This window comes from Sphingobacterium sp. CZ-2, assembly GCF_004526235.1.
Taxonomy (GTDB): domain Bacteria; phylum Bacteroidota; class Bacteroidia; order Sphingobacteriales; family Sphingobacteriaceae; genus Sphingobacterium; species Sphingobacterium tenebrionis.
The window spans coordinates 2686301-2709021 of the sequence record NZ_CP038159.1 but is presented as its reverse complement, the minus strand read 5'-3'; the positions used below and the strand labels follow the sequence as shown (position 1 = coordinate 2709021).

The following is a 22721-nucleotide window of genomic DNA, read 5'->3' as shown; positions in this document are numbered from 1 at the left end:
TTAAATGTTTATCATTCTTTGCTTTTTTGTAATTTCATAAAAATTAAAATCCTATGTGTTATCATACTGGCGCCCCTTCCAAATCTGATTTGAAGAATAAGTATCCAAAGAAGAAAATCACCTATGAGAATGATAAGGAGATTTTTCATGTTTCAGGTTTTAGCAGGCCTTTCTTACCTGTCACCTTAAATGCACGGGAGAATCATATTGAGTCGGCAAGATGGAAACTTATTCCATTTTGGGTAAAGACCGAAGCCGATGCGGCCAAATATGCAAATACCTTGAACGCCGAGGGGGAGAGTATCTTTGAGAAGGCCTCGTACAAGAATTATATCCTTAAAAATCGAGGATTGCTTTATGTGACTGGTTTTTATGAACCGCACCAGGTTAAAGGCAGCAAAGTCTCCGATAATTACTTTATCTATGCGCCCAATAAAGAAATCATGACTTTAGGGATTGTATATGCTGATTTTTTAGATCAGCAGACGGGAGAGACCTATCCTACTTTTTCTATTATTACCACCCCTGCGAATCCCCTATTGGAGGAAATCCATAACGTTAAAAAAAGAATGCCGTTGATTGTTCCTGAAGATAGACAAGATCAGTGGTTGTTTGCCAATCGGAAAGAAGATATTCAGGAGTTGATCAAACCTTATCCTCATCAATTGGGAAGCCATCAGGTTTATCGGGTTACAGGTGCTCGGAACGAAGAAACGGATCGTCCAGAAATTCAATTTCCAGTTTAGAAAAAGTACCCTGCCTGTCATCCTGAGCGTAGTTTCCTTGTCATCCTGAGCATCGCCTGCTTGTCATCATGAACGTAGTTTGCTTGTCATCCTGAGCGTAGTCGAAGGATCTGTTCGTATCCTTTTATCCATACGTACAGATGTTTCGACTACGCTCAACATGACATGCTACGCTCAACATGACAACCTATACTCAACATAACGATCTATGCTCAACATGACATGCTACGCTCAACAGGACAACCTATGCTCAACATGACATGCTGCACCCAACATAATCCAATAACTACTCCCTTCTCAACGCCTCCAACGGCGATCTATTCAATACCGAAAGGCTATTGATCAACCCCACCAAAACCGTTAAAAAAGTCACCAAAAAGATCAGCAACAAACTAAACCCTATCGGCGGAACAAAACCAGATTCAAAAACAAATACCGCCAATAGATTACTAGCAATCAATGCAATAACAATCCCGGTTATTGCAGCCAGCAAACCCAAAAACAAATATTCTGAAATCGTAATCCAATAAATCTGCTTCCGACTAGCCCCTAAGGTCCTCAACAATACATTCTCCCGAATTCGCTGAAATTTACTGATCCTCACTGATGCAATCAACACCACAATACCCGTCAGAATACTAAAACCTCCAATAAATTGGATGATAAAACCTATCTTCTCCAAGATTTCATTCAAGATATCCAGCACCGCATTCATATCCAAAACCGAAACGTTCGGAAACCTGCTTACCACTTTCTGTTGAAAGGCCACCGATTGGGCATCACCTTCCACCTTGGTCATCATCAGGAAAAATTGAGGTGCTTGATCAATAGATCCCTTTGCAAAAACAACCCTAAAATTCGATTGGAACCTATTCCAATCCACTTGTCTGATACTACTCACCTTTGCCGGAATCCTTACCCCCTGCACATTAAATACCATTACATCCCCTACTTTAGCCTTAATATTTCCAGCATAACTCTCATCCAAGGAAACGGAGGCGGTATCCGTTGGGGCTACACGACCTATCCATTTACCCTCCACCACTTTTTCCGAGCGCGAAAGACTATCCCGATAAGTTGCTCTAATTTCTCCTCGAAATGCCCGCCTAGATTGATCAATGGTTGAATCTGCTACCACGTCCTTCAGGGTGATGCCGTTCATACTTTCCAATTGCATGGTTACAATAGGAACATTCTCCATGATATTATAGCCTTCTTCATTTGCCATCAATACCAAAGAATCCCTTTGGGATGGTTGGATATCGAAAAGGAGCATATTCGCCTGGTTTTCTTCGGCAGACATTTCCACCCGTTTGATCAGCATATCCTGAACAAAAAACAAGGTTGCAATCAATGCCGTACCTAAGCCAATAGAAACTAAGAGAATTACTGTTTGATTATTGGGTCTATACAAGTTGGAAAGCCCTTGTCGCCAAACATAAGGCCATCCTTTAGGAAAAAACTTCCTAATGAGGTAAGTGAATCCTTTGGCAACGCCATATAATAAAGCAAAAACGATCGAAATACCTAAGGTAAAAATGAAAGTCTGCTTCCAATCATCCATTTGCATCCGTGCAAAAATCAAGATAAATCCGATGATCAAAAGGTAAATCAGGTATTTCCAAGGATCGTTCTTTGCATGGCCAGCAGCATCGCTCATGCGCAAAGAGTTCAATGGCGATACTTGTCTTACGGATAATAAGGGCAATAAAGCAAATAATACCGCGATAACCAGTCCTAAGAGTACGCCTTGAAGAATAGCCGACCAAGACACTTGTGTGGAAAGTGCAACTGGAAGCACATCCTGAAGTACCAATGGAATCAGGTATTGAACTAACGCACCTAAAATGGCTCCGATAAAACCTCCGATCAATCCAATACCTGCAAACTGAATCAAAAAAATAAAGAATGCTTGCTTCGCTTTGGCGCCCATGCATCGTAGGATGGCCACGGAAACCAGCTTTTCGCGAACATAGATCTGCACAGAACTGGATACTCCAATACAACCTAATAACAAAGCGACAAAGCCAACCAGTTCCATAAAGTTTGCCATATCGGCAAAGGATCGGCCTGTATTTTCCTTGGTACTCTGAACCGTTGATCCCCTTAATTGCAATAAGGTCAATTTATCTTTCCATTCTTCCAGTTTTTTATCCGTTTCAAAGGATTTTGGAAGCTTAAAATAATAATGGTACTCGATCCGGCTCCCAAGCTGTTGTAATCCAGACTCCGCCAATTGATCCAACGGAACAAAAACACTCGGCGCCATACTTCCTGCAATAGCGGTCTGTCCAGGTTGCGACAGTAAACTACCCAGTACAGGATATTTCGATTTTCCCAACTGCACCGTATCCCCGACTGCTGCCTGGAATTGGATCATCACCGCATTTTCTATAAAAACACCGTTTTCACTTCCAAAAGCGGAATAGGCTTTCGAAGGGTTGGTCAATATTTCTCCATAAAAAGGAAACTTCCCATCAATCGCACGTACCTGAACAAACCTCGACCCGCCAACCTTCGGAAACTGGATCATGGTCATAAAACGTTCTTCCTTAGCGTGTCCCTCGCTCAACGCTTGTACGGAATCGATGAACTTCATCGCCTCATCCGTTGGCTTTCTTCTACTTTCCAATTCCAGATCGGCACCAATTAATTGAGCCGCTTGGTCATCAATGTCCATCTTCAGATTTTCATTGAAGGAATTCATGGCCACTAGCGAGGCGATGCCTAATATAATGGATGAAATAAATAAGAATAATCGGCCTCTGTTCTTGCGACTATCCCGCCAGGCCATTAAAAAGATCCACCGCCAATTCATGCAATCTTCCCTCCTTTAATCGGAATGATTTGTTGTGTCTTTGCGGCTAGATCCAGATCGTGGGTTACTATGATCAAGGTAGTTCCTGATTCCCGATTCAGTTCAAAAAGCATTTCTTCAATACTTTGACTGGTTTCGGCATCTAAATTACCTGTTGGTTCATCGGCAAATAAAATCTTGGGTTTGTTCGCGAATGCTCGGGCAATGGAAACCCGCTGTTGTTCGCCTCCTGATAACTGCGAAGGATAATGATCGGCACGATGACCTAATCCTACCCGTTGAAGAAGTGCTAGTGCATCGTGCTCATTGGGTTTTAAACCCCTTAATTCCAAAGGCACCAGCACATTTTCCAATGCAGTCAATGTAGGCAGAAGTTGGAAGTTCTGAAACACAAATCCTACATGTTCATTCCTTACAGCAGCCAATTGATCTTCATTCAGACCTGTCAATTGAATTCCATTGAGTGTTATAGTGCCTTCACTGGGTTGGTCCAATCCGGCACATAGTCCTAGTAAGGTGGTCTTACCACTTCCTGAAGGACCTACGATGGATACCGTTGAACCTTCTTCAATTTCAAAACTGACATCTTTTAGCACTGGGATTTCGGATGTACCTAACACAAAATGTTTAGACACCTGGTTTATCTGTAGAATCTTTGTTGACATATTTAATAAAAATAAAGCATTTTTTAAATAAATTAGAAGAATGAAAAAGTTCCCGATCACATTTACCATTTGTTTGACATTCATATTATTTATAGCCTGTGGAAATCCTCAAAAAAAGGATACAGCGATAGTTTCTTCTGATTCTGTAAGCCAAGTAGATAGTGTTCAAGATAGTGTAAAAACCATTGTATTTTTTGGGAATAGCCTAACGGCGGGCTATGGATTGGAAAGTACCGACCTGGCATTTCCAAACTTGATTCAAAAGAAGATTGATTCCTTGGGATTAGGGTATAGGGCAGTGAATGCGGGGTTGAGTGGTGAAACAAGTGCGGGAGGAAAAGATAGGATTGATTGGTTGTTGAAAGAACCTTTAGACGTTTTTGTGTTGGAATTGGGTGCTAATGATGGTTTGAGGGGTATTCCGCCGGAAAGTACCTATAAAAATTTAGGGGAGATTGTGGATAAGGTTCGAAAAGTAAACCCGGATTGTAAGTTTATATTAGCTGGGATGATGGTCCCTCCGAGTATGGGTGAGACTTATTTTGAGGAATTTAAGGGGATTTTTCCGAAGTTGGCTAAGGAGAAGGAGATGACGCTGGTTCCTTTTTTATTGGAAGGAGTAGCTGGTATACAAAAGTTGAATCAGAAGGATGCCATTCATCCAACTGCTGAAGGGCAGTTTATTTTGGCGGATAATGTCTGGGCGCATTTAAAGGATTTGTTGTAAATATCGTCATTGCGAGGAGGCACGACGAAGCAATCTTCAGACTATAACATGCTTAAAGATTGCTTCGTTCCTCGCAATGACGAACCTTTCTATTTTATATTAACCTTAGTAACTTCCCCTTTGATATCCACATTTGGAAACTCCTTATCAAAATCAATAGCCACGTCCGCAGAATCCACCGTTCCATTTCCATCTGAATCCCAATCTAAATCCACATAATACTTAATCACATCCGATTCTTTCACCGCTGGCTGAATCATTGCCTTATGATTATTAGGCAAATGGAAATTTACAGTAAATGGAAAAGTGCTTGCTTCAAATGTAGTTGAGGTGATTTCCGTTGCTGCCGCATCCGCCAAATGTTCTGGAATAGCATAAAGTGTTGCCTTTCCTTGATTATTCTTAATCTCATTTTTGCTTGTCCCAACAAATTCTACCTTAACGAAATTAGAATCTGCTGTCACTTGACCATCTGCTGAACTGGTATCTTCTGTGTTTTTCTTTTGATTCACACAACTGGCTAATACTCCTACTGCCAAAGCTCCAAAAATCATTAGTTTTTTCATAAAATACTTTGTTTTAATATTTAAACTTAAAAATATATAAATTATTATATTATGTATTAAAATATTTAATTAAATAATATTTGTTTAATATCTGTCCTAGCTTTTCACACATCTACCTATATTTGCAGCATAATTTTCAAGGCATGTCTCTATTACAACTCCCTAATATTAAGGAAATAAATTTAAAAAACGAGATACTAGCAGGGTTAACAGTGGCGATGACCATGATACCTGAATCTTTATCTTTCGCCATTTTAGCAGGCTTGTCTCCTATTACCGGTTTATATGCGGCATTCCTTATGGGTTTGATCACAGCCGTTTTAGGGGGCAGACCAGGGATGGTCTCCGGCGGAGCTGGAGCTACGGTCATCGTATTAATTGCTCTTGCAGCAACTCATGGCGTGGAATACTTATTTGCCGCAGTGGCATTGGCTGGAGTCTTTCAAATCCTGGTCGGAGCTTTTCGCCTGGGAAAATTTGTGCGTTTGATCCCTCAACCCGTTATGTTTGGATTCCTGAACGGATTAGCTGTGGTCATCTTTATGGCCCAGATTGCCCAATTCAAAACACCAGTTAACGGTGTTATGGAATGGATGGCTGGCGCTCAACTATGGACCATGTTGGGACTTACAGGGTTAACCGTTTTGTTGGTATTATTGATCCCTAAGGTTACCAAAGCTATTCCGGCCTCATTGATCGCCATATTATTGATCTTTGGTTTGGTGCAATTAACAGGGATTGATACCAAGATTGTGAAGGATATTGCTTCAGTTTCCGGATCCTTTCCAAGCTTTCATATTCCAAATGTGCCTTTTACCCTGGAAACATTGGAAATAATTTTCCCTTATGCGTTGGTGATGGCAGCAGTTGGCTTAATCGAGTCTTTATTGACATTAAGCATGGTCGATGAATTGACCAACAGTAAAGGTAGTTCGAATAAAGAATCGATCGCCCAAGGTATGGCCAATATAGTAAATGGCTTTTTTGCCGGAATGGGTGGTTGTGCTATGGTTGCCCAGACATTAGTGAATATATCTGCTGGTGCAAGAACGAAAATATCGGCAATTATTGGCGCATTGACCATCTTATTCGTGATTTTGGTGGGTGCTCCATTTATCGAAAGAATCCCAATGGCAGCATTGGTAGGTGTCATGATGATGGTGGCTATAACCACTTTCAAATGGGGATTTCTCAGGATGATCACTAAAATGCCAAAATCGGATATTTTTGTTGGGCTTTTGGTAGCTGCTATCACCGTCATTCTCCATAACCTGGCTTTAGCCGTATTTGTAGGTGTTATTATTTCTGCCTTAGTGTTTGCATGGGATAGTGCGGTTAGGATCAGGGCAAGAAAAACAACCGATGAATTTGGTAATAAGATTTATGAAATATATGGCCCCTTATTTTTTGGATCCACCAGTCATTTCCTAGATAAATTTCATTTGGAAGAAGATCCAGAACGGATCATTATTGATTTTAAAGAATCAAGAGTAGTGGATATGTCAGCGATCGATGCCTTGAACAAACTGACCAACAAATATGCCTTACAAGGAAAAACCGTGATATTAAGACATTTAAGTGAGGATTCTATTAAATTATTGGAAAATGCCAAGGGGATTATCGAGGTCAATATCCAAGAAGATCCGACCTACAAGGTCATGCCAGAGAAATAAAAGAAATCACTTAAATGCCTAAGATGATATTAATAAAACGCTAAATCTTTTTTGAATTTAAATCCAGCGATTATCCGAAATGTCCGTTGATATAATTGGCGGTCATTTCATTAACCGGATTCCTAAATAGCTGAGCGGTAGGACCTTCTTCCTTAACCTCACCCAAATACATAAATACGGTTTTATCTGCAATACGTTGTGCCTGTTGCATATTGTGTGTCACAATAACAATCGTATATTTCTCTTTTAAATGGGTAATCAGATCTTCGATCTTTAAGGTGCTCACCGGATCCAGTGCAGAACAAGGTTCATCCATCAAAATAACCTCTGGACGTAAAGCCACGGCCCTCGCAATACAAAGGCGTTGCTGCTGACCACCTGATAATCTTGTGGCAGGCATCTTCAGATCGTTCTTTACCTCTTCCCATAAGAATGCTTCCCTTAATGCCTTTTCGATCACTGCTTTATCATGCGGAAGGTTATTGATCTTCAAGCCATAGGCAATATTCTCATAGATACTTTTAGGGAAAGGATTTGCTTTTTGAAACACCATACCGATACGCTTTCTAATCTCCGTTACAGGTACTGTTTTCGAGTAAAGGTCCAATTCTTCCAATTGAAGCCTGCCATCAATTTTTGCATCAGGGGAAAGATCATGCATTCTATTAAAGGAACGCAATAAGGTACTTTTTCCACAACCGGAAGGCCCGATCAATGCGGTAATCTGATTTTCTGCAAAATTCACATTGATGTTGTTCAATACTTGTTTAGCACCAAAGCTGATATTTAGATTCTCTGCGAATAATTTAGTTTTCATTTTTTCTGTACTTGTAACGAATGCAAAATGCGGTTAGGTTCAAAAGAAAAACCACAATGATTAATACCAAGGCTGTACCATAAGCAATCGGACGAACCTCTTCGATAGACTGATGCTGGGTAGACAACATGTATAAATGGTAAGGCAATGCCATAAATTCCTGATTGATGAAACCGGAGGTTCCATTGATATAAAAAGCTGCACCTGTAAAAAGGATGGGTGCGGTCTCTCCTGCTGCTCTGGATAAGGTCAATACAACCCCTGTAAGGATCCCCGACATGGCCGAAGGAAGAACAACATCTTTTATAGTCTCAAATTTAGTGGCACCAACGGCCAATGCTGCTTCACGTGTACTGTTCGGGATACGCATCAATGCTTCTTCCGTTGTCGTGATGATATAGGGTAAGGATAATAATCCCAACGTAAGACCTGCTGCAACCAAAGAAGTACCGAATTGTAAAGCCTGAACAAATAAAGCCAAACCGAATAAACCATAAATAATGGAAGGCACTCCCGATAAGTTACGGATGGATGCTCTAATGGTACGGGTCAACCAATTATCTTCCGCATATTCATGGAGATAAATGGCACAACAGACCCCAAAAGGAATGGCAAAGATAGAGGTGATCAAGGTCAGCAAAACCGTACCGATGATCGGAGTTATTATTCCACCTTTGGTCATACCTTCCGATGGAACCTGCGTCACGAAATCCCAGGATAGGACGCTAGACCCTTTGGAAATGATTTCCCAAAGTACAACAACCAAAAAGAAACATACCAATAAGGTACTGATCAATAAAGTACCCCATTCAATGATACTGGAAAATCTAAAAGTCTTATTGCGCATGGTACTTTCTGAAACGGTTAATAAAATATTCTCCCAATAGATTCGCGCCCAAGGTCATGATGAATAATACCGTGGCAATGGCGTATAGTGCGAAATAATGGGTAGTTTGATAAGGCACCTCTCCCATCTCAATGGCAATGGTTGCCGTCATTGTTTTTACGGAATCGAACATGCTGCTCGGTAAAATGGAGGCATTTCCTGTGGCCATCAATACCGTCATGGTTTCACCTATGGCACGTCCGACGCCCAACATCACTGCAGCAATAATACCTGGGGCAGCTGCTGGAATAACCACATTCAATAAAGTTTGCCATTTGGTGGCTCCAACCCCATAACTTGCTTCTTTATATGTTTTTGGCACTGCGTGTATAGCATCTTCTGCTACGGTAATAATGGTTGGAAGGGCCATTACTGCCAACAGGATAGCACCATTCAACGCATTCAATCCGTTGGAAAGATCGGCTAAACTGGCGATTCCTGGACTTACCACCACAATACCCAAGAATCCGATTACAACGGATGGTATGGCGGCCAACATTTCAATGGTCGGTTTAAGAATGTTCTTCAATCTTGGACTGGCATATTCCGCAATAAAAGCGGCTGTACCAATACCTAGTGGAATGGCGATGATCATGGCGCCAAACGTAACGATGGTGGTGCTGATGATCAAAGGTAACATACCGTATTTTGGAACTTTCCCAGTTGGATTCCATTCCATACCGGTGATAAAATCCAAAGGTTTTACATCCAGGAAGAAGGAAAAGGAATTATAGATCAACATGGCAAGGATTCCGCCTAAAAGCGCCAATACCAAAAATCCTGTTGCTTTAAAAATGTATTTAAAAACAACATCTAGCGAAAGTCTAGCCTTATATTTCATTTTTTTGATTTTCTAGGATGTAATAACCATGGTCTGAAATCAACTGTCGTCCAGATTCACTACGTTCGAAATTGATGAACGGACGGACTTTCTCCCAGGAATCAGCGAGGATAAATTGATATAATGGTCTTTGGAAAAAATACGTACCGGCATTGATGGCGCTCTGATCTAAAGGCGAGATGGCACCCAGCCCCTCTTTATCTTTGATTTTCAGAATCTTAACACCTTGACTAGCGGAAGGATCATGGGCAACATATCCGGCACCAACATATCCAATCCCCGTTTTGTCAGCTTTAACACCTTCCAAAATCTGGGCATTCCCCGTCATTTCTTTGGCAGCATTGGTGAACTCAATCTTCAATTTTTTCTTGACGAAGGAGTGGGTACCAGAACTGCTCTGTCTACCGTAAATATTGATGGGATATTTGAATTCTGTTATTTCAGACCAATTTTTAATCTCACCAGAAAGGATTTTTGATAAGGTTTCTGTGTCGATTTCATCCAAAGGAAGGTCTTTATGGACCACAAAAGCGGTGGCATCCTCTGCGAATACGACTGTTTTGATCGCAATGTTCAAATCTTTGAACTGTTGCTTTTCTTCCTCCGATAAGGGGCGAGAAGAATTGGCAATGTCAGCTTGGCCATTCATCAAGGATGTAATTCCTAATCCTGAACCACCACCGGAAATCGCTATGCTAAAAGTTGGATCTAGTTTGGTAAAGTTCTCCGCAAGATTAACAGCTAGGTTAACCTCCGTATCCGATCCTTTCATTTTAATGGAGTTCGTGTTGTTACTACAGCTAGTTAAACTTAAAACTCCTAAGAGGCAAATTATTGTCCCCTCTATTAAAGACCTTTTTTTCATCCCCACAAAATTGACAAATCAATATTAACACAATGTTAAGGGATTATTAACGTATCCTTGTGTGTTTGGATTTATGTTAGAGGAATGTAAAAAAGTTATTAATAGAATATTAATAAGGGGCATTGGGAGGGACTGTGTCAATGGGAGGAATTACGTCATTGCGAGGTAATACGTCATTGCGAGGAACGAAGCAATCTTTCGATTAGTGTAAAGATTGCTTCGTCGTACCTCCTCGCAATGACGCGAAGGTTAACCATGACGCGAAGGATCGCAATGACGCGGCGTCTCCCAACAACCTACTTCCTGATATTCTCTTTCGTCAGATCAATCAAACCCTGTTTCAGTTTTTCACTTCCAAAATCCATCATCCCCACATGCTTTCCTACAATATCACCATTCTTTGCCAACACCACAGTAACCGGAATAGATTCACTAGCCAACTCTGCCGGCAAAGGCGAATCCAACGTATACAAAGGAAGTGTATATTTATTCTTAGCCATAAATTTTGCTGCCTTATCGATATCTTGATCCACTTCAATAGCCATAAAAACAATATCCTTTTTACCAGCAAGCTCCTTACTTAATTTTTGAAGAGAAGGCAACTCTCTAATACATGGCGGACACCAAGTCGCCCAAAAATTCATCACAACAACTTTCCCTTTCAAATCCTTTAACGAAACGGTCTCGCCATTGATATTCTTAAAGCTGGCCTGCATATCTGAAACCGCTTGGCCCTCCACTTGCCCTTCCACTTGCCCCTTAGCATGCCCTTCCACCTGGCCAGCTTCCATCCCTGCTGCTTCCGCACCCGCAACCTGTTCCACATCCTCATTCCCCAAGGAATCCTTTGAAACACTTCCCTTATTGTTTTCCGCATTTCCACATGACCAAGTCATGAAAACCATTGCCAACGCAACGATACTTAGATTTAACTTTTTCATTATTTAAATTTCTATAGATTATTTTAATATCTGAACTTTTTGACCATTAATTATTTCTTCGGAAGCCTTTTTCAATAAAACTTCTTCCCCTGTTAGGTTGGCAAAGATCTCCACCTTCCCATCCAGCTCCTGTCCAATTTTAACTGGAATACGCTGCACTTCTTGCCGATCATTCAACCCTAAAACAAAAATCCCCGATTGACTATGTATTACCGACTGCTGTGGTACAAAAAAAGTAGGCCTCTCTCTCCTCAAATGCAGCTGCACATCCGCATAATCCCCACCATTCAATCTCCCGTCCTGATTAGGAATTTCAAATTCCAGGGCCAAGGCCTTTGTCACTGGATCGATCACCTTCGCATTCCGCTTCACCCGTGCTTCAAAACTACTTTCTGGCAAACCCAACACGGAAAAGACTGCCCTTGTACTATCCGAAATAGCTTGTGCATGAACTTCAGGAACGGTAACCTTTAATTTAAGCCTGTCGTTTTCCACCAAACGGAAGATAGGTATACCCGTATCTCCAATCAGTGCACCAATAGAATAATTTCGGCTGGTAATAATGCCGGAAAAAGGTGCCCTCACTACCAGATATTCTTTAAGTTGTGCAGTTTTTCGATGTGAAAATCTACTTTCCTGAACTGCCGAACTATCCCGCAATAAATTCCCATAAGCCTGTTCCAATTCCAGTGCAGAAACCGCACCTGGCTGATTCTGGGAAACTTTCCGAATCCGCTCATATCGTTGTTTACTTACCGCAAGATTCGCCTCCAGTTGTTGCGATCTCGCTAAATCTGCGGTAGATTGCAGATCCATTTCGGGCGCTTCCAGCGTCGCTAAAACCTGTCCCTTACGCACCTTATCCCCAACATCTACATGAATCCTTTTTACAAATCCCTTCACCTTGGCATACACATCCAAACTTTCATTGGGTTCCAAGGCGCCTGGTAATTTCAGGATAAAGGATGGATGAAGGTTCTCAGGTTGTATAACCTCCACTTTCAATGCCTGGTGAACTTGCTCCTTATTGGGTTCTTTGCTCGGAGCCTGGCATCCAGCTAATAGCAAAATGCCTGCAAAAAAATATACTATTTTCATGTTTTTAACCTTCATAAAATTTACTATTCAAATCCTCAGGATCCAGCGATGGATCCATATAGCTTGCTTTTTTCATGATCTTCCCGAAGATCATCGGTAGAATCAGAAGAATGACCACGGTAGAACTTAACAGACCGCCAATCACGGCTTGACCCAATGGCGCCACCTGTTCACCGCCATCGCCCATTCCCAATGCCATAGGCAACATACCGCCAAGCATGGCCATAGCTGTCATCAGAATGGGACGAAAACGAGACCTTGCTGATAATAGTACTGCGCTAGAAGCAGATAAATTCAATTTCTTCCGATTCCATTCTGCCTGATTCACCAATAACACTGCATTCGAAATCGATACCCCAATGGACATAATGATCCCCATATAGGATTGCAGATTCAAGGTACTTCCCCCTATCCAAATCATCAGCCCGCTCCCCGCGATCACCGCTGGTACAACGGTCAATATAATAAGAGCTATTCGAAGCGATTGGTAATAGGCCGACATCATAAAGAAAATCAACACGATGGCGATGGACAAACCCGATAATAACCCCATTAATGTCTCCTCCAACAAGACTGTTGATCCTTCCTTCCAAACACGAACACCCTTTTCTGGTTCGCCTACCTTTTCCAATACTTCATTTATCATCCTATTGGCAGCACCCAGATCTTTTTCATGTACATCAGCGATGATACTCACATAGCGATTCGGTCCCCGACGATTAACCTGCGCCGGCATTTCCTTTGCCGTAATCGTTGCGATATCGGCCAACAAAGGAAAGGAACTGCCCTTTTTCACAGGAATGGCCTTCAGATCCTCTACAGTTTGGATAAGATTTTCCGGCACCTGAACCTGTACCTGGAACACCAGTCCTGACCGTGGATCTACCCATAAATTCTTATCGGTAAACCGGGTGGAAGATGTCGTAGCAGAAATATTTCGGGAAACCTCCTGAACCGTCAGATCAAAATCCGCCAATCGTTTCCGGTCGATCTTGATATCAATACTAGGATAGTTAATGGGCTCTGCAATCTGGAGATCCCTAATAAAAGGATACTCGGCCATCAAGTCTTTAATCTTTTGCGCATGCTTAGCAGCCGTTTTCAATTGACCTGCACTTACCTTGACCTCAACTGGACTCATCGACCCTTGGCTAATGATTTTTTCCATCAATTCAATGGGTTCAAAATTAAAATTGACTGCTGGATAGCGCTCTTTCAAATGGTTCCGAACAAATTCTTTAAACTCATCGGTACCCATTTCCAATTTCTTTTTATCCATGGAAAGCTGCAGCACCGCTTCGCCCGTACTATTGGTAAATAGGAAGATAGGATTGATAGGATTTGCAGAAGGGTGCATCCCAATGAAAGCGGAACTGATTTTCAGGCTGTTTGCCGGCAAAGCTTCTTGAATGCTTCGGGTCATTTGTTTTACGGTTTCTTCGGTACGTTCTAATCTGGTCCCATTTGGCATCCGAATCCTCAACTGGAAATCACCTCCTTCAGATTTAGGCATGATCTCGGTTCCCAACATGCTTATGGTCAATACCAATAATAAACTGGCAACAGAAAAATATCCCGCAATCCTCCAGCCTGAGTTCTTAAAACCTCGGCGCAGATGGTATTGGTACCGGATTGATAGCTTATCCAAAAAGGATTTCTTTTTCCTTTTATGAGGTTTAAACTTCATGATCCAATTGGCCATGATGGGCACAAAAGTCTGCGAAGCGATAAAAGAAGCAATCATAGCAAATGCTACCGCCATGGATAAAGGCATGAACATATCCCTAGGAATCCCTTCCATCATTAAGGCCGGGGTGAGCACGGCCAAGATACTGAGCAGAATCAACAATTTTGCAGTGGATATTTCCAACAGGGCATCCAGTATGGCTCGGGACTTCTGTTTCCCCATTTCCAGGTGCTGGTGTATATTCTCTATGGTCACTGTAGCCTCATCGACCAGGATACCGATCGAAAGTGCTAAACCCGAAAGCGTCATGATATTAATGCTTTGTCCGAAAAAATGGAGCGTTATAACACTTGATAGGATAGCGATCGGAATCGTCAGGATTACGATCAAGGAGCCACGAGGATCACCAAGGAACAAAAACACCATCAATCCGGTTAACAATGCGCCAAGCACCCCTTCGAAAATCAAATTGGACAAAGATCTTTCAATGTAGATCGATTGATCGAACGCATAATTTATCTTGACGCCATCGGGAAGTAGATTTTCCAGCATGGGCAAGGCATTCTTGAGGTTTTCCACCGCATCTAAGGTAGAAGCATCCGGCTTTTTAATGATCGGGAGATAGACCGATCGTTTGCCATTGATAACCGCATAGCCTACTGTCTGATCGGCAGCATCCATAACAGTAGCAACATCGCCCACAAAAATGGTCCTTCCGGCTACCTTTTTAATGGGAGTTTCCAAGAACTCTGAAATTCCGGAGGAAATACTGTTCATTGGCGCCATCAGGTTTTTATCACCGATCCGAACATTGCCCGCAGGAGATGGAATGGAATTCTTGGTGATCGCCAAAGTGATTTCCTCCGGATTTAATCCTGCCGCTTTCATCCGTTGAGGGTCAATATTGACCACCAAACTGCGCATGTTCCCGCCAAAAGGTGCCGGAGCGGTAATCCCAGGGATATTAACAAACATGGGTCGGATCTTGGTGATCGCCATGGTTTGCAGTTCTGTTACCGAATGTTGATCGGAATCAAAGACCAATTGACCAACGGGTAGCGAACTGGCATCAAAGCGAACGACCATCGGTGGTACTGCACCCGCAGGAAGAAAGCCCATCGCCCTAGAAACCTGCATACTGATCTCTGCCGATGCTTGAGACATATCGGTTCCTGGATAGAAAGTCAGCTTCATGAGCGTAAGCCCCTGCACACTTTTAAAATCCAGCTCCTTGACCCCATTCACAAAAAGTAGGACCTTCTGAAATTCATTGGCCATAAACCCATCCATATAGGCTGGAGATAGCCCTCCATAGGGCATGGCAATGTACATGGCCGGTGATTCAATCTCCGGAAAGATATCCACTTTTAATTTTTTTATTACTGGCCATGAAAAGTAGACAACTGCAAGAACGAACATGATCACAGCTATTGGTTTTCGAAGGCCTAATCGTATTAAATTCATATCCTATCCGTTGAAATGATTAAAAAATAAGCTGAAATCAGCCCGTTGATAACTCCAAGAAATCAGTAGTTTCCAATAATCTCGATAGGCATTCACTTCCTTGAGCGAGGTTTGCAAAAGCATGTCCTGAACCTGCAACAATTCCGTCAGATTGATAAGCCCGCCCTCATAGCGCGTGCGGTACATCTCCTGTGCTTTTTCCGCATCTTGCATACTTTTTCTCGCAAGGTCCATACTGGTTTCTGCAGCAAGTACCTGTGCTTCCAAATCGGCTGAAACGGCCTCCTGTTTGGCTTTCAATAATGCTGTGGCATAGCTTTTTTCCTGATACTTTATTTGCGCATATTTTTTATCAGAAGCCCCTTTTAGAAACTGCTGAAAGTTCCAGGTAACTCCTACACCAAGAAAATAATTATTGGAAAACCGATCGTACAATTGCCCATAATTCGTACGTATTTCCCCGGCCGAATTCATCGAGGAACTACGGTTCGATAAACCACCGAGCAATAAGAACCGGGGTAATTTTTCCTTTTCATTCCGTTGCTGATCTAACGCTAATCGGTTCAATGCCGCTAATTCCATGTTGATTTCCGGATGGATAAGCGAATCTTGAGGTATCCGATTGACAACCATCATGAATTTTCTCCCATTCTGATCATTGGTCCAATCCACCTCTTGCCCAATAAACTCTTTCAATAAGAATTTTGCGCCCTCCTTTCTTCCTTGAAGCAGGGTGAGATTGCTTTCCATCTGATGTAAAGCAGATTTAGCGATCAGCGAATCCGCAGCAGGTTTTATCCCAGCTTCCGCCAGGTTTCGGCTAATGGACAACATCAGGCGATAGTGTTTTAGCTGTTGTGTATACCAAGTCACCATAACCTCTAAATACTGGAGGTTCATAAATCGAGCGATCAACTGCTCTTGGAGCTGAAGTTCAAATAGTGATTCCTCCAATACGGATTGACGAACTTGGGCATGACCAATCTGTTTATCTAGATCCCTTTTCCCAAAACGAAGAAAATCCCAGGTCATGATACCGGATAAATAATGATTGAAAAGATGCTTATCACCTTGAATAGCATCACTGGCATTTACATTGACAATACCCGCCAAAGGTATAAAAGCACCCGTACCACCTTCAGCAGAACTAAGGCCCTGTTGAAACTGTACTTGGACCTGAGGTTTATAAAGTAGCAAGCGGGCTAGACTATCCTGTTTTGCCAATAAGATTCCTTGCTTTTTCTCCTCAAATCCTTTATAATATTGCTTGGTGTTCTCCCAGATCGCTTGCAGATCCTGCGCAGAGGCAGCATTTGCAATCCATAGAATAAACAACAGCAACATGTTTTTCTTCTTTAAAAACATAGTTGTATTTAAATAAAATGGTAAAAGAATGATATAATAAATGGGGGGATTAGGATAAAATTATCCTAAAGCAAAGAGGCCTAAATATTCAACCTATTGAGTTGAATTAAGGAAGGGTTGAGGTTCAGTTTGGTTGTATCCCATGCATATTCCACTTTTTCATGAGGGTTCATGAAATAAGCGAAAAGGAATACCAATCCTAACGCGATTAAAGCTGGTTGGAATTGAACCTCCGCATGATGCATCTTCGATCCATTGAAGAGTTCTGTGGAAGAACTACATTCCAGTGTGGTCTGCTCCATCAAATTTTCAAATCGAAGCGATTTATTGTTTCGGTTTTCGATGCTCTGCTCTTGGCTGAAACTTTGTTTGATGGAAGCCTTCAACGGACAAGACGTCAATACGAAGACCAGAAAAATGCCCAGCACCTTGGCTAGCATTCCGATCTGTAATGTTGACTTGTTTAATGTTTCCAGCATATGACAAAGATAAGAATTAAATCAATACCCTGATTTCGTTTCGTAAAAGAACAATTTTATCCTCATGCTCCAGTTTTTTAAGGATCCGAGAAATTACAACCCTAGAGCTGTTCAGATCTGAAGCCATCTCCTGATGGGTTAAAGTCAAGATCCGATCATTCGTAAGCTTCACCTTTTCTTTGAGGTAGTTCAATATGCGTTCTTCCATATTGGAAAATGCCAAATTATCTATGGCACCCAACATTTCATTCATGCGAGAAGAATAGCTGTTGAGGATAAAATTTCGCCAGGAATTATATTTGACCATCCACTCGTTGAGAAAATGGTTGGGGATCATGGCTACCGTGGTAGGCATTTCTGCCTGTGCACGGATTTCACTTTTTTTATTTCCCATGCAGCAGGCAATGGACATGGTACAGGTTTCCCCTTGTGCCAGGTAATACAAAAGTACTTCACCCCTTTCTTCATCCTCGCGCACAATTTTTATAGCGCCTGACAACAATAAGGGCATAGACCGGATATATTGACCGATATCGACAATAATATCCCCTGCATCAAACTCTTTAATCAAAGCAACCGCCTCAATCTCTTCGATCAAGGCGGGCTCTAAAATTCCGCTATAGGCATTTTCAATGATGTTCATCAAATGCTATGCTGTGGTCGTTGTTTTACCTTTAGCTTTCCAATCCAGGAAACTTCCGGCGTAATTATAAAGGTTTTCAAACCCATTTTTCTCCAAATAGGAGTATGCAATAGTTGCTCGATCACCTGACTGGCATTGAATAATGATATCCTTATCCTTCAGGTCGTTTGGCAATTGTTTTCTTAAGCTTCCGATAAAACGATGCTCCGCTCCTGGAATATGTGCATTCTTGAATTCTGATCTACTCCGAACATCCAGCAGTACGGTATCTTCCTGATCTTTCTTGGATTCTACTTCATCGGCCTCCAACAGCTTAGTTGGCACTAATTCTTCGCCAGCTAGATCGGTTACAAATGCCTTGATATTATCCAAACCAATTCGCATCAGTTTCCGTGTAATTTCTTCCTGCGCTCCTTCATCTGCAATGATGACCAAATTTTCATCATAGCCGATCATCCAGCCTGCCCAATTTGCTAATGCTTTATTGTTTTGGATGTTTATTGCCCCTTTGATATGTCCCTTTGCAAATTCATTTTTATGTCGGGTATCAATCAGGGTAACGGGTTGATGTTGCTGCGCTTCCTCTAGGGATACGGTTGGATGTTCCGGTACTTCCACCAAGAGTGGCCTATTCACCTTATTTAATTTTTTCATCATGGCGAAGTAATAAGGTGCTTCTGGCTGATCACTCAACAGGTAATTCTTGAAGCCTTCATAGTCATCTCCATATTGAAAAGCCCAATTACGTAGTTTTTCATAACCCACCGTGCTACTCGGTACGGAACCCAAGGCTTTTCCACAGGCAGATCCTGCCCCGTGGCCTGGCCATACCTGAACATAATCCGGTAATTCTGCAAAGCGTTTTAAGGAGTTGAACATCTGCTCTGCCCCGATTTCTTTTGTTCCAACCAAGCCTGCAGCCTCTTCCAACAAGTCAGGTCTACCGATATCACCGACAAACACAAAGTCACCTGTGAAAATCATGACAGGCTCATCAGAAGCCGGATGATCACGTAATATAAAGCTGATGCTTTCTGGCGTGTGGCCGGGTGTATGCATCACTGTCAAGGAAAGATTTCCTACCGTGATTTTATCACCCTCTTTCAATCCAACATGCGGAAATTCATATTGCCAATTTTCTCCACCTTCATCAGAAAGGTATAATTGAGCGCCGGTTGCTGCAGCCAATTCGCGAGATCCGGCCAAAAAATCAGCATGTATATGGGTTTCAGCTATATGGGTGATTTTCATGTTGTTCTGTTTGGCAATCTCCAGATAAACATCCACATCTCGTTGGGCATCAATTACAATGGCTTCATTCTTTGCTTGGCATCCAATAAAATAACTTGCTTGTGCAAGGGTCTTGTCATATACTTGTTGAAAAAACATAAACTCTCCTTAATTATTTTTAATTATACAAATTTAATTTGAATTGGGAAGATTCTTAGTTACTTATGTTACAGACAAAATATTAATGAGGTAATTTATCTTTCACCATTCCATAAATATAGGTTCCCAATACAGCAAAGACAGCGACAATGATCATCGGATATACACCTGCACCGATCAAAACAAATATGGGTCCCGGACATGCACCAACCAATGCCCAACCCAATCCGAATAAGATACCACCGATCAGGTATCTGGGGATGGATTTAGCTTTCGGAGGAATCACGATGGCATTTCCATCCACATCTTTCTTTTGATTCCTTTTGATGATCTGAAAGGCAATTACACCAATTATCAGCGCAGTACCTATAAAACCATACATGTGGAAGGATTGGAAATTGAACATTTCATAGATTCTAAACCAAGATGCAGCTTCGGCTTTATACATCGCCATACCAAATACCACACCTAATAATATATATATCAATTTTCTCATCGCTTAAAAAATAAAAGGGAATAAAACATGAACCATGATCAAACCGCCAATGAAGAAACCCATCACGGCAACCAAAGAAGGCCATTGCAGGTCGCTTAATCCGGAAATGGCATGTCCCGAAGTACAACCACCGGCATAGCGGGTTCCAAAACCAATCAACAAACCACCTATTGCTAATAAAATGATGTTCTTAACCGATAAATCCCCAAAGATTTCAGTTGGCGCATAGGCCGTACCTGCGCTTTCAAAGCCCATACCCCTCAATTGCGTAACGGTAGTATCTGAAATGGCAGGAATCTGATCATTGGATAGATAATGTGCGGATAGAAACCCGCCAAGCACCGCACCGACTAAGAACAGCAGGTTCCATTGTTGTGATTTCCAATTGAAATCAAAAAAGCTACAACTTTTTCCTGCGCCAATCATGGAACAGATATTTCGAAAATTGGAAGAGAATCCGAAGCTCTTCCCTAAAAAAACGAGGGCTACCATGACCAAAGCCACGATCGCTCCTCCGACATACCAAGGCCAAGGCCCCATTAGTAATTCCATAGTTTTAAAATATTTTACGCAAAGGTAGCTACTTCCTCCTCCCCGTTCGGTAACCTAAGTTACGAAAAGTATATTCACCGATAAATTATAGTCAATTACCGAAAAATGACGTGGATTGACCTATTTATCTGCTTGGTTTTGTTTAACTTCAAGTACTTTTGGATATAAATTAAAAGCGAAAGCAAATAGATTAAACAATAAAAACGATAAAGTTATGTCAATTAAAGAAACATTCACCGTAACAGGCGAGAACTTATTAAAAAGAATCAAAGAATTAATTGCAGAAGGCAATGTTACAAAAATCACGATTACCGATAAAAACGGTAAAGAGATCATGAATTTCCCAGTTACCTTGGGTGTCATAGGTGTGGTTTTAGCACCTATCTTCGCAGCTGTAGGCGCTATTGCGGCCTTATTAACAGAATGTAAGATTACTGTTGAACGTACCGATAAAGCAGCAGAAACAGAAGAAAACCCAGAAGTACCGGTAACTCCTCCAACGGAAGAAAAATCGGAAGGTACGACGATCGAAGTTCATTAATCGACACGCACTAATTTTTAGATTATTAAGGAAAAAGAGGCTGTCTCCTATGTTTGTGTCAAGCAAATGTAGGAGACATTTTTTGTTTTATAGATTTGCTGTATTTAGTGAAAAGAGGGAGAGCCTAGGGCTGTCTTAGTAGCTTTTTTAGCATACTGATTTTTAGAGATGGCCTTCCTCTTTTTCGCTTCCTAAGACAGAACAGAATGTAAGGCGGAATTACAGTCCAGCTTGAATATCCATAAGGAGACAAGTCCAAGGGAAGTTTCACTATTGATTTTTCAGTTTCACATCAAAAAATTAACATGAAAACACTCAAGCAGGTCGTTGGCATTGACGTCGGTAGTAAGGAACTGGTCGTATGCTTTGGCAAGATCTTTTCCAATCTGGATAAAAAGCTGTGCCAATATGGTAATTTCCGAAACTCGGATAAAGGTTTGATAAAGCTTTACGAATGGGTACAGACCCATACCTGTGAGGATAGTCCTCTTCATTTTGTCATGGAGGCTACAGGCGTTTATCACGAAAAGCTAGCCTATTTTCTGGAAAGCAAGGGGTGCAATATCAGTATTGTCCTGCCAAACAAGATCAGCAACTATTTCCGTACCTTAGAGATCAAGACGATAACGGATAGTACCTGCTCGGAAGCTATCACCTTATTTGGCCTAGAGCGCAACCTGGAGTTGTGGCGCAAGCCAGACCCCACCTATAAGCGTTTGAAGCAGCTGACCCGGGAGAGAGACCAATTGGTACAGGAACGTACTGCTGTCAAGAACCAGCTACATGCAGAACAGGCAGAGGCAGAACCCAATGAAAACTCTATAGGACGGATAAAGGAACGCATAGCAGTACTGCAAAGACAGGAAAAGGAAATAATGACCGAGTTAAAGCTCATTGTTAAGGAGAGTTCCTTACTCAAAAAACAAACAGATAACCTGACCACAATCCCTGGAATTGGACTGCTGACAGCAGTAACAGTATTGGCAGAAACGAATGGATTTGAGATGATCCGAAATAAAAAGCAACTGGTAAGCTATGCCGGCCTGGACATAAAGGAAAAACAGTCCGGAACATCGATCCAGAGCAAACCTACCATATCCAAACGGGGCAACAGATACCTGAGAAAATCCCTTCATTTACCTGCATTGGCCGCCATAAGGCATGATGAACATTATTCTAATACATTTACAAGGCTTGTTTCAAGAAATGGCATCAAAATGAAAGCAGCAGTAGCTGTGCAAAGGAAACTTCTAGAGCTGATGTTTATAATTTATAAAAACGAACAGCGGTATGATCCACAATACCATCTCCAAAAGTATCAGAACGAAAAAGTAGATACAAATTAGGGCGGCCAAAAACGGCTACCCTAAACAGGCTGGCAATAGACCGCCTAAAACCCGAAATTACAAAAAAAAGATAAAATTGACTTGTATATTAACACAGAATCTAAAAAGGTCTCTTA

General features: G+C 41.7%; 21 protein-coding genes. 5 read left to right on the top strand and 16 right to left on the bottom strand.

The window, feature by feature from the left end:
* The first annotated feature begins 53 nt into the window (after positions 1 to 53).
* Positions 54 to 746 carry an SOS response-associated peptidase gene (locus E3D81_RS11975; RefSeq protein ID WP_134777533.1) on the top strand — a complete coding sequence of 231 codons (693 nt, stop codon included), beginning with the start codon at positions 54 to 56 and terminating at the stop codon, positions 744 to 746.
* 286 nt (positions 747 to 1032) lie between these two features.
* On the opposite strand, the gene E3D81_RS11970 is transcribed toward E3D81_RS11975, so the two are convergent.
* On the bottom strand, positions 1033 to 3564 hold the full coding sequence (locus E3D81_RS11970) for an ABC transporter permease (RefSeq protein WP_134777532.1): 2532 nt from the start codon (positions 3562 to 3564) through the stop codon (positions 1033 to 1035).
* Complete coding sequence (locus E3D81_RS11965) at positions 3561 to 4229, bottom strand: ABC transporter ATP-binding protein (RefSeq protein WP_134777531.1); 669 nt, start codon at positions 4227 to 4229, stop codon at positions 3561 to 3563. Before E3D81_RS11965 ends, E3D81_RS11970 begins: the two co-directional genes overlap by 4 nt.
* Before the next feature lie 40 nt (positions 4230 to 4269).
* On the opposite strand from E3D81_RS11965, the gene E3D81_RS11960 reads away from it, so the two are divergent.
* Positions 4270 to 4956 (top strand): arylesterase, encoded by a 687-nt coding sequence (locus tag E3D81_RS11960; RefSeq protein WP_134777530.1) that lies wholly within the window; start codon positions 4270 to 4272, stop codon positions 4954 to 4956.
* Between the two features lie 89 nt (positions 4957 to 5045).
* On the opposite strand, the gene E3D81_RS11955 is transcribed toward E3D81_RS11960, so the two are convergent.
* Positions 5046 to 5522, bottom strand: a complete 477-nt coding sequence (locus tag E3D81_RS11955; RefSeq protein ID WP_134777529.1) for a hypothetical protein — start codon at positions 5520 to 5522, stop codon at positions 5046 to 5048.
* A 143-nt stretch (positions 5523 to 5665) separates the two neighbouring features.
* Between E3D81_RS11955 and E3D81_RS11950 the strand changes: the two genes are divergently transcribed.
* The gene (locus E3D81_RS11950) at positions 5666 to 7195 is read left to right on the top strand and encodes a SulP family inorganic anion transporter (RefSeq protein WP_134777528.1); all 1530 of its coding nucleotides are present in this window, start codon (positions 5666 to 5668) and stop codon (positions 7193 to 7195) included.
* Positions 7196 to 7265: 70 nt separating this feature from the next.
* Here E3D81_RS11950 and pstB read toward each other — a convergent pair whose 3' ends face one another.
* The 13 genes from pstB to E3D81_RS11885 form a co-directional block, all read right to left on the bottom strand.
* Positions 7266 to 8012: a phosphate ABC transporter ATP-binding protein PstB gene (gene pstB / locus E3D81_RS11945; RefSeq protein WP_099367396.1), complete on the bottom strand. Its 747-nt coding sequence runs from the start codon at positions 8010 to 8012 to the stop codon at positions 7266 to 7268.
* Positions 8002 to 8859 carry a phosphate ABC transporter permease PstA gene (pstA, locus tag E3D81_RS11940; protein ID WP_134777527.1) on the bottom strand — a complete coding sequence of 286 codons (858 nt, stop codon included), beginning with the start codon at positions 8857 to 8859 and terminating at the stop codon, positions 8002 to 8004. The genes pstB and pstA overlap by 11 nt, the downstream gene beginning before the upstream one ends.
* Positions 8849 to 9739: a phosphate ABC transporter permease subunit PstC gene (gene pstC, locus E3D81_RS11935; protein ID WP_099367398.1), complete on the bottom strand. Its 891-nt coding sequence runs from the start codon at positions 9737 to 9739 to the stop codon at positions 8849 to 8851. The genes pstA and pstC overlap by 11 nt, the downstream gene beginning before the upstream one ends.
* Positions 9729 to 10604, bottom strand: a complete 876-nt coding sequence (locus E3D81_RS11930) for a substrate-binding domain-containing protein (protein WP_134777526.1) — start codon at positions 10602 to 10604, stop codon at positions 9729 to 9731. Before E3D81_RS11930 ends, pstC begins: the two co-directional genes overlap by 11 nt.
* Before the next feature lie 296 nt (positions 10605 to 10900).
* Positions 10901 to 11545: a TlpA family protein disulfide reductase gene (locus tag E3D81_RS11925; RefSeq protein WP_134777525.1), complete on the bottom strand. Its 645-nt coding sequence runs from the start codon at positions 11543 to 11545 to the stop codon at positions 10901 to 10903.
* 18 nt (positions 11546 to 11563) lie between these two features.
* Positions 11564 to 12643, bottom strand: a complete 1080-nt coding sequence (locus tag E3D81_RS11920; protein WP_167554280.1) for an efflux RND transporter periplasmic adaptor subunit — start codon at positions 12641 to 12643, stop codon at positions 11564 to 11566.
* Positions 12644 to 12647: 4 nt separating this feature from the next.
* On the bottom strand, positions 12648 to 15794 hold the full coding sequence (locus E3D81_RS11915) for an efflux RND transporter permease subunit (RefSeq protein WP_134777523.1): 3147 nt from the start codon (positions 15792 to 15794) through the stop codon (positions 12648 to 12650).
* 3 nt (positions 15795 to 15797) lie between these two features.
* Positions 15798 to 17159 (bottom strand): TolC family protein, encoded by a 1362-nt coding sequence (locus tag E3D81_RS11910; protein WP_134777522.1) that lies wholly within the window; start codon positions 17157 to 17159, stop codon positions 15798 to 15800.
* An 80-nt stretch (positions 17160 to 17239) separates the two neighbouring features.
* On the bottom strand, positions 17240 to 17638 hold the full coding sequence (locus E3D81_RS11905; RefSeq protein WP_134777521.1) for a hypothetical protein: 399 nt from the start codon (positions 17636 to 17638) through the stop codon (positions 17240 to 17242).
* A gap of 16 nt (positions 17639 to 17654) precedes the next feature.
* A complete protein-coding gene (locus tag E3D81_RS11900; protein WP_134777520.1) occupies positions 17655 to 18281 on the bottom strand; it encodes a Crp/Fnr family transcriptional regulator in 627 nt (208 codons plus the stop codon).
* Positions 18282 to 18287: 6 nt separating this feature from the next.
* On the bottom strand, positions 18288 to 19670 hold the full coding sequence (locus E3D81_RS11895) for an MBL fold metallo-hydrolase (RefSeq protein ID WP_134777519.1): 1383 nt from the start codon (positions 19668 to 19670) through the stop codon (positions 18288 to 18290).
* A gap of 82 nt (positions 19671 to 19752) precedes the next feature.
* Positions 19753 to 20166, bottom strand: coding sequence for a DUF6691 family protein (locus E3D81_RS11890; RefSeq protein ID WP_099367407.1), 414 nt, complete (start codon positions 20164 to 20166; stop codon positions 19753 to 19755).
* Positions 20167 to 20169: 3 nt separating this feature from the next.
* The gene (locus tag E3D81_RS11885; protein WP_099367408.1) at positions 20170 to 20718 is read right to left on the bottom strand and encodes a YeeE/YedE family protein; all 549 of its coding nucleotides are present in this window, start codon (positions 20716 to 20718) and stop codon (positions 20170 to 20172) included.
* Positions 20719 to 20932: 214 nt separating this feature from the next.
* Between E3D81_RS11885 and E3D81_RS11880 the strand changes: the two genes are divergently transcribed.
* Together E3D81_RS11880 and E3D81_RS11875 are read left to right on the top strand one after the other, a co-directional pair.
* The gene (locus E3D81_RS11880) at positions 20933 to 21259 is read left to right on the top strand and encodes a DUF4342 domain-containing protein (protein ID WP_099367409.1); all 327 of its coding nucleotides are present in this window, start codon (positions 20933 to 20935) and stop codon (positions 21257 to 21259) included.
* A 305-nt stretch (positions 21260 to 21564) separates the two neighbouring features.
* Positions 21565 to 22605, top strand: coding sequence for an IS110 family transposase (locus tag E3D81_RS11875; protein ID WP_003010395.1), 1041 nt, complete (start codon positions 21565 to 21567; stop codon positions 22603 to 22605).
* Positions 22606 to 22721 lie beyond the last annotated feature (116 nt).

Coding starts and splice junctions, on each gene's coding strand:
- E3D81_RS11975 (WP_134777533.1), top strand. CDS start 54: ATGTGTTATCATACTGGCGCCCCTTCCAAATCTGATTTGAAGAATAAG.
- E3D81_RS11970 (WP_134777532.1), bottom strand. CDS start 3,564: ATGAATTGGCGGTGGATCTTTTTAATGGCCTGGCGGGATAGTCGCAAG.
- E3D81_RS11965 (WP_134777531.1), bottom strand. CDS start 4,229: ATGTCAACAAAGATTCTACAGATAAACCAGGTGTCTAAACATTTTGTG.
- E3D81_RS11960 (WP_134777530.1), top strand. CDS start 4,270: ATGAAAAAGTTCCCGATCACATTTACCATTTGTTTGACATTCATATTA.
- E3D81_RS11955 (WP_134777529.1), bottom strand. CDS start 5,522: ATGAAAAAACTAATGATTTTTGGAGCTTTGGCAGTAGGAGTATTAGCC.
- E3D81_RS11950 (WP_134777528.1), top strand. CDS start 5,666: ATGTCTCTATTACAACTCCCTAATATTAAGGAAATAAATTTAAAAAAC.
- pstB (WP_099367396.1), bottom strand. CDS start 8,012: ATGAAAACTAAATTATTCGCAGAGAATCTAAATATCAGCTTTGGTGCT.
- pstA (WP_134777527.1), bottom strand. CDS start 8,859: ATGCGCAATAAGACTTTTAGATTTTCCAGTATCATTGAATGGGGTACT.
- pstC (WP_099367398.1), bottom strand. CDS start 9,739: ATGAAATATAAGGCTAGACTTTCGCTAGATGTTGTTTTTAAATACATT.
- E3D81_RS11930 (WP_134777526.1), bottom strand. CDS start 10,604: ATGAAAAAAAGGTCTTTAATAGAGGGGACAATAATTTGCCTCTTAGGA.
- E3D81_RS11925 (WP_134777525.1), bottom strand. CDS start 11,545: ATGAAAAAGTTAAATCTAAGTATCGTTGCGTTGGCAATGGTTTTCATG.
- E3D81_RS11920 (WP_167554280.1), bottom strand. CDS start 12,643: ATGAAAATAGTATATTTTTTTGCAGGCATTTTGCTATTAGCTGGATGC.
- E3D81_RS11915 (WP_134777523.1), bottom strand. CDS start 15,794: ATGAATTTAATACGATTAGGCCTTCGAAAACCAATAGCTGTGATCATG.
- E3D81_RS11910 (WP_134777522.1), bottom strand. CDS start 17,159: ATGTTTTTAAAGAAGAAAAACATGTTGCTGTTGTTTATTCTATGGATT.
- E3D81_RS11905 (WP_134777521.1), bottom strand. CDS start 17,638: ATGCTGGAAACATTAAACAAGTCAACATTACAGATCGGAATGCTAGCC.
- E3D81_RS11900 (WP_134777520.1), bottom strand. CDS start 18,281: ATGAACATCATTGAAAATGCCTATAGCGGAATTTTAGAGCCCGCCTTG.
- E3D81_RS11895 (WP_134777519.1), bottom strand. CDS start 19,670: ATGTTTTTTCAACAAGTATATGACAAGACCCTTGCACAAGCAAGTTAT.
- E3D81_RS11890 (WP_099367407.1), bottom strand. CDS start 20,166: ATGAGAAAATTGATATATATATTATTAGGTGTGGTATTTGGTATGGCG.
- E3D81_RS11885 (WP_099367408.1), bottom strand. CDS start 20,718: ATGGAATTACTAATGGGGCCTTGGCCTTGGTATGTCGGAGGAGCGATC.
- E3D81_RS11880 (WP_099367409.1), top strand. CDS start 20,933: ATGTCAATTAAAGAAACATTCACCGTAACAGGCGAGAACTTATTAAAA.
- E3D81_RS11875 (WP_003010395.1), top strand. CDS start 21,565: ATGAAAACACTCAAGCAGGTCGTTGGCATTGACGTCGGTAGTAAGGAA.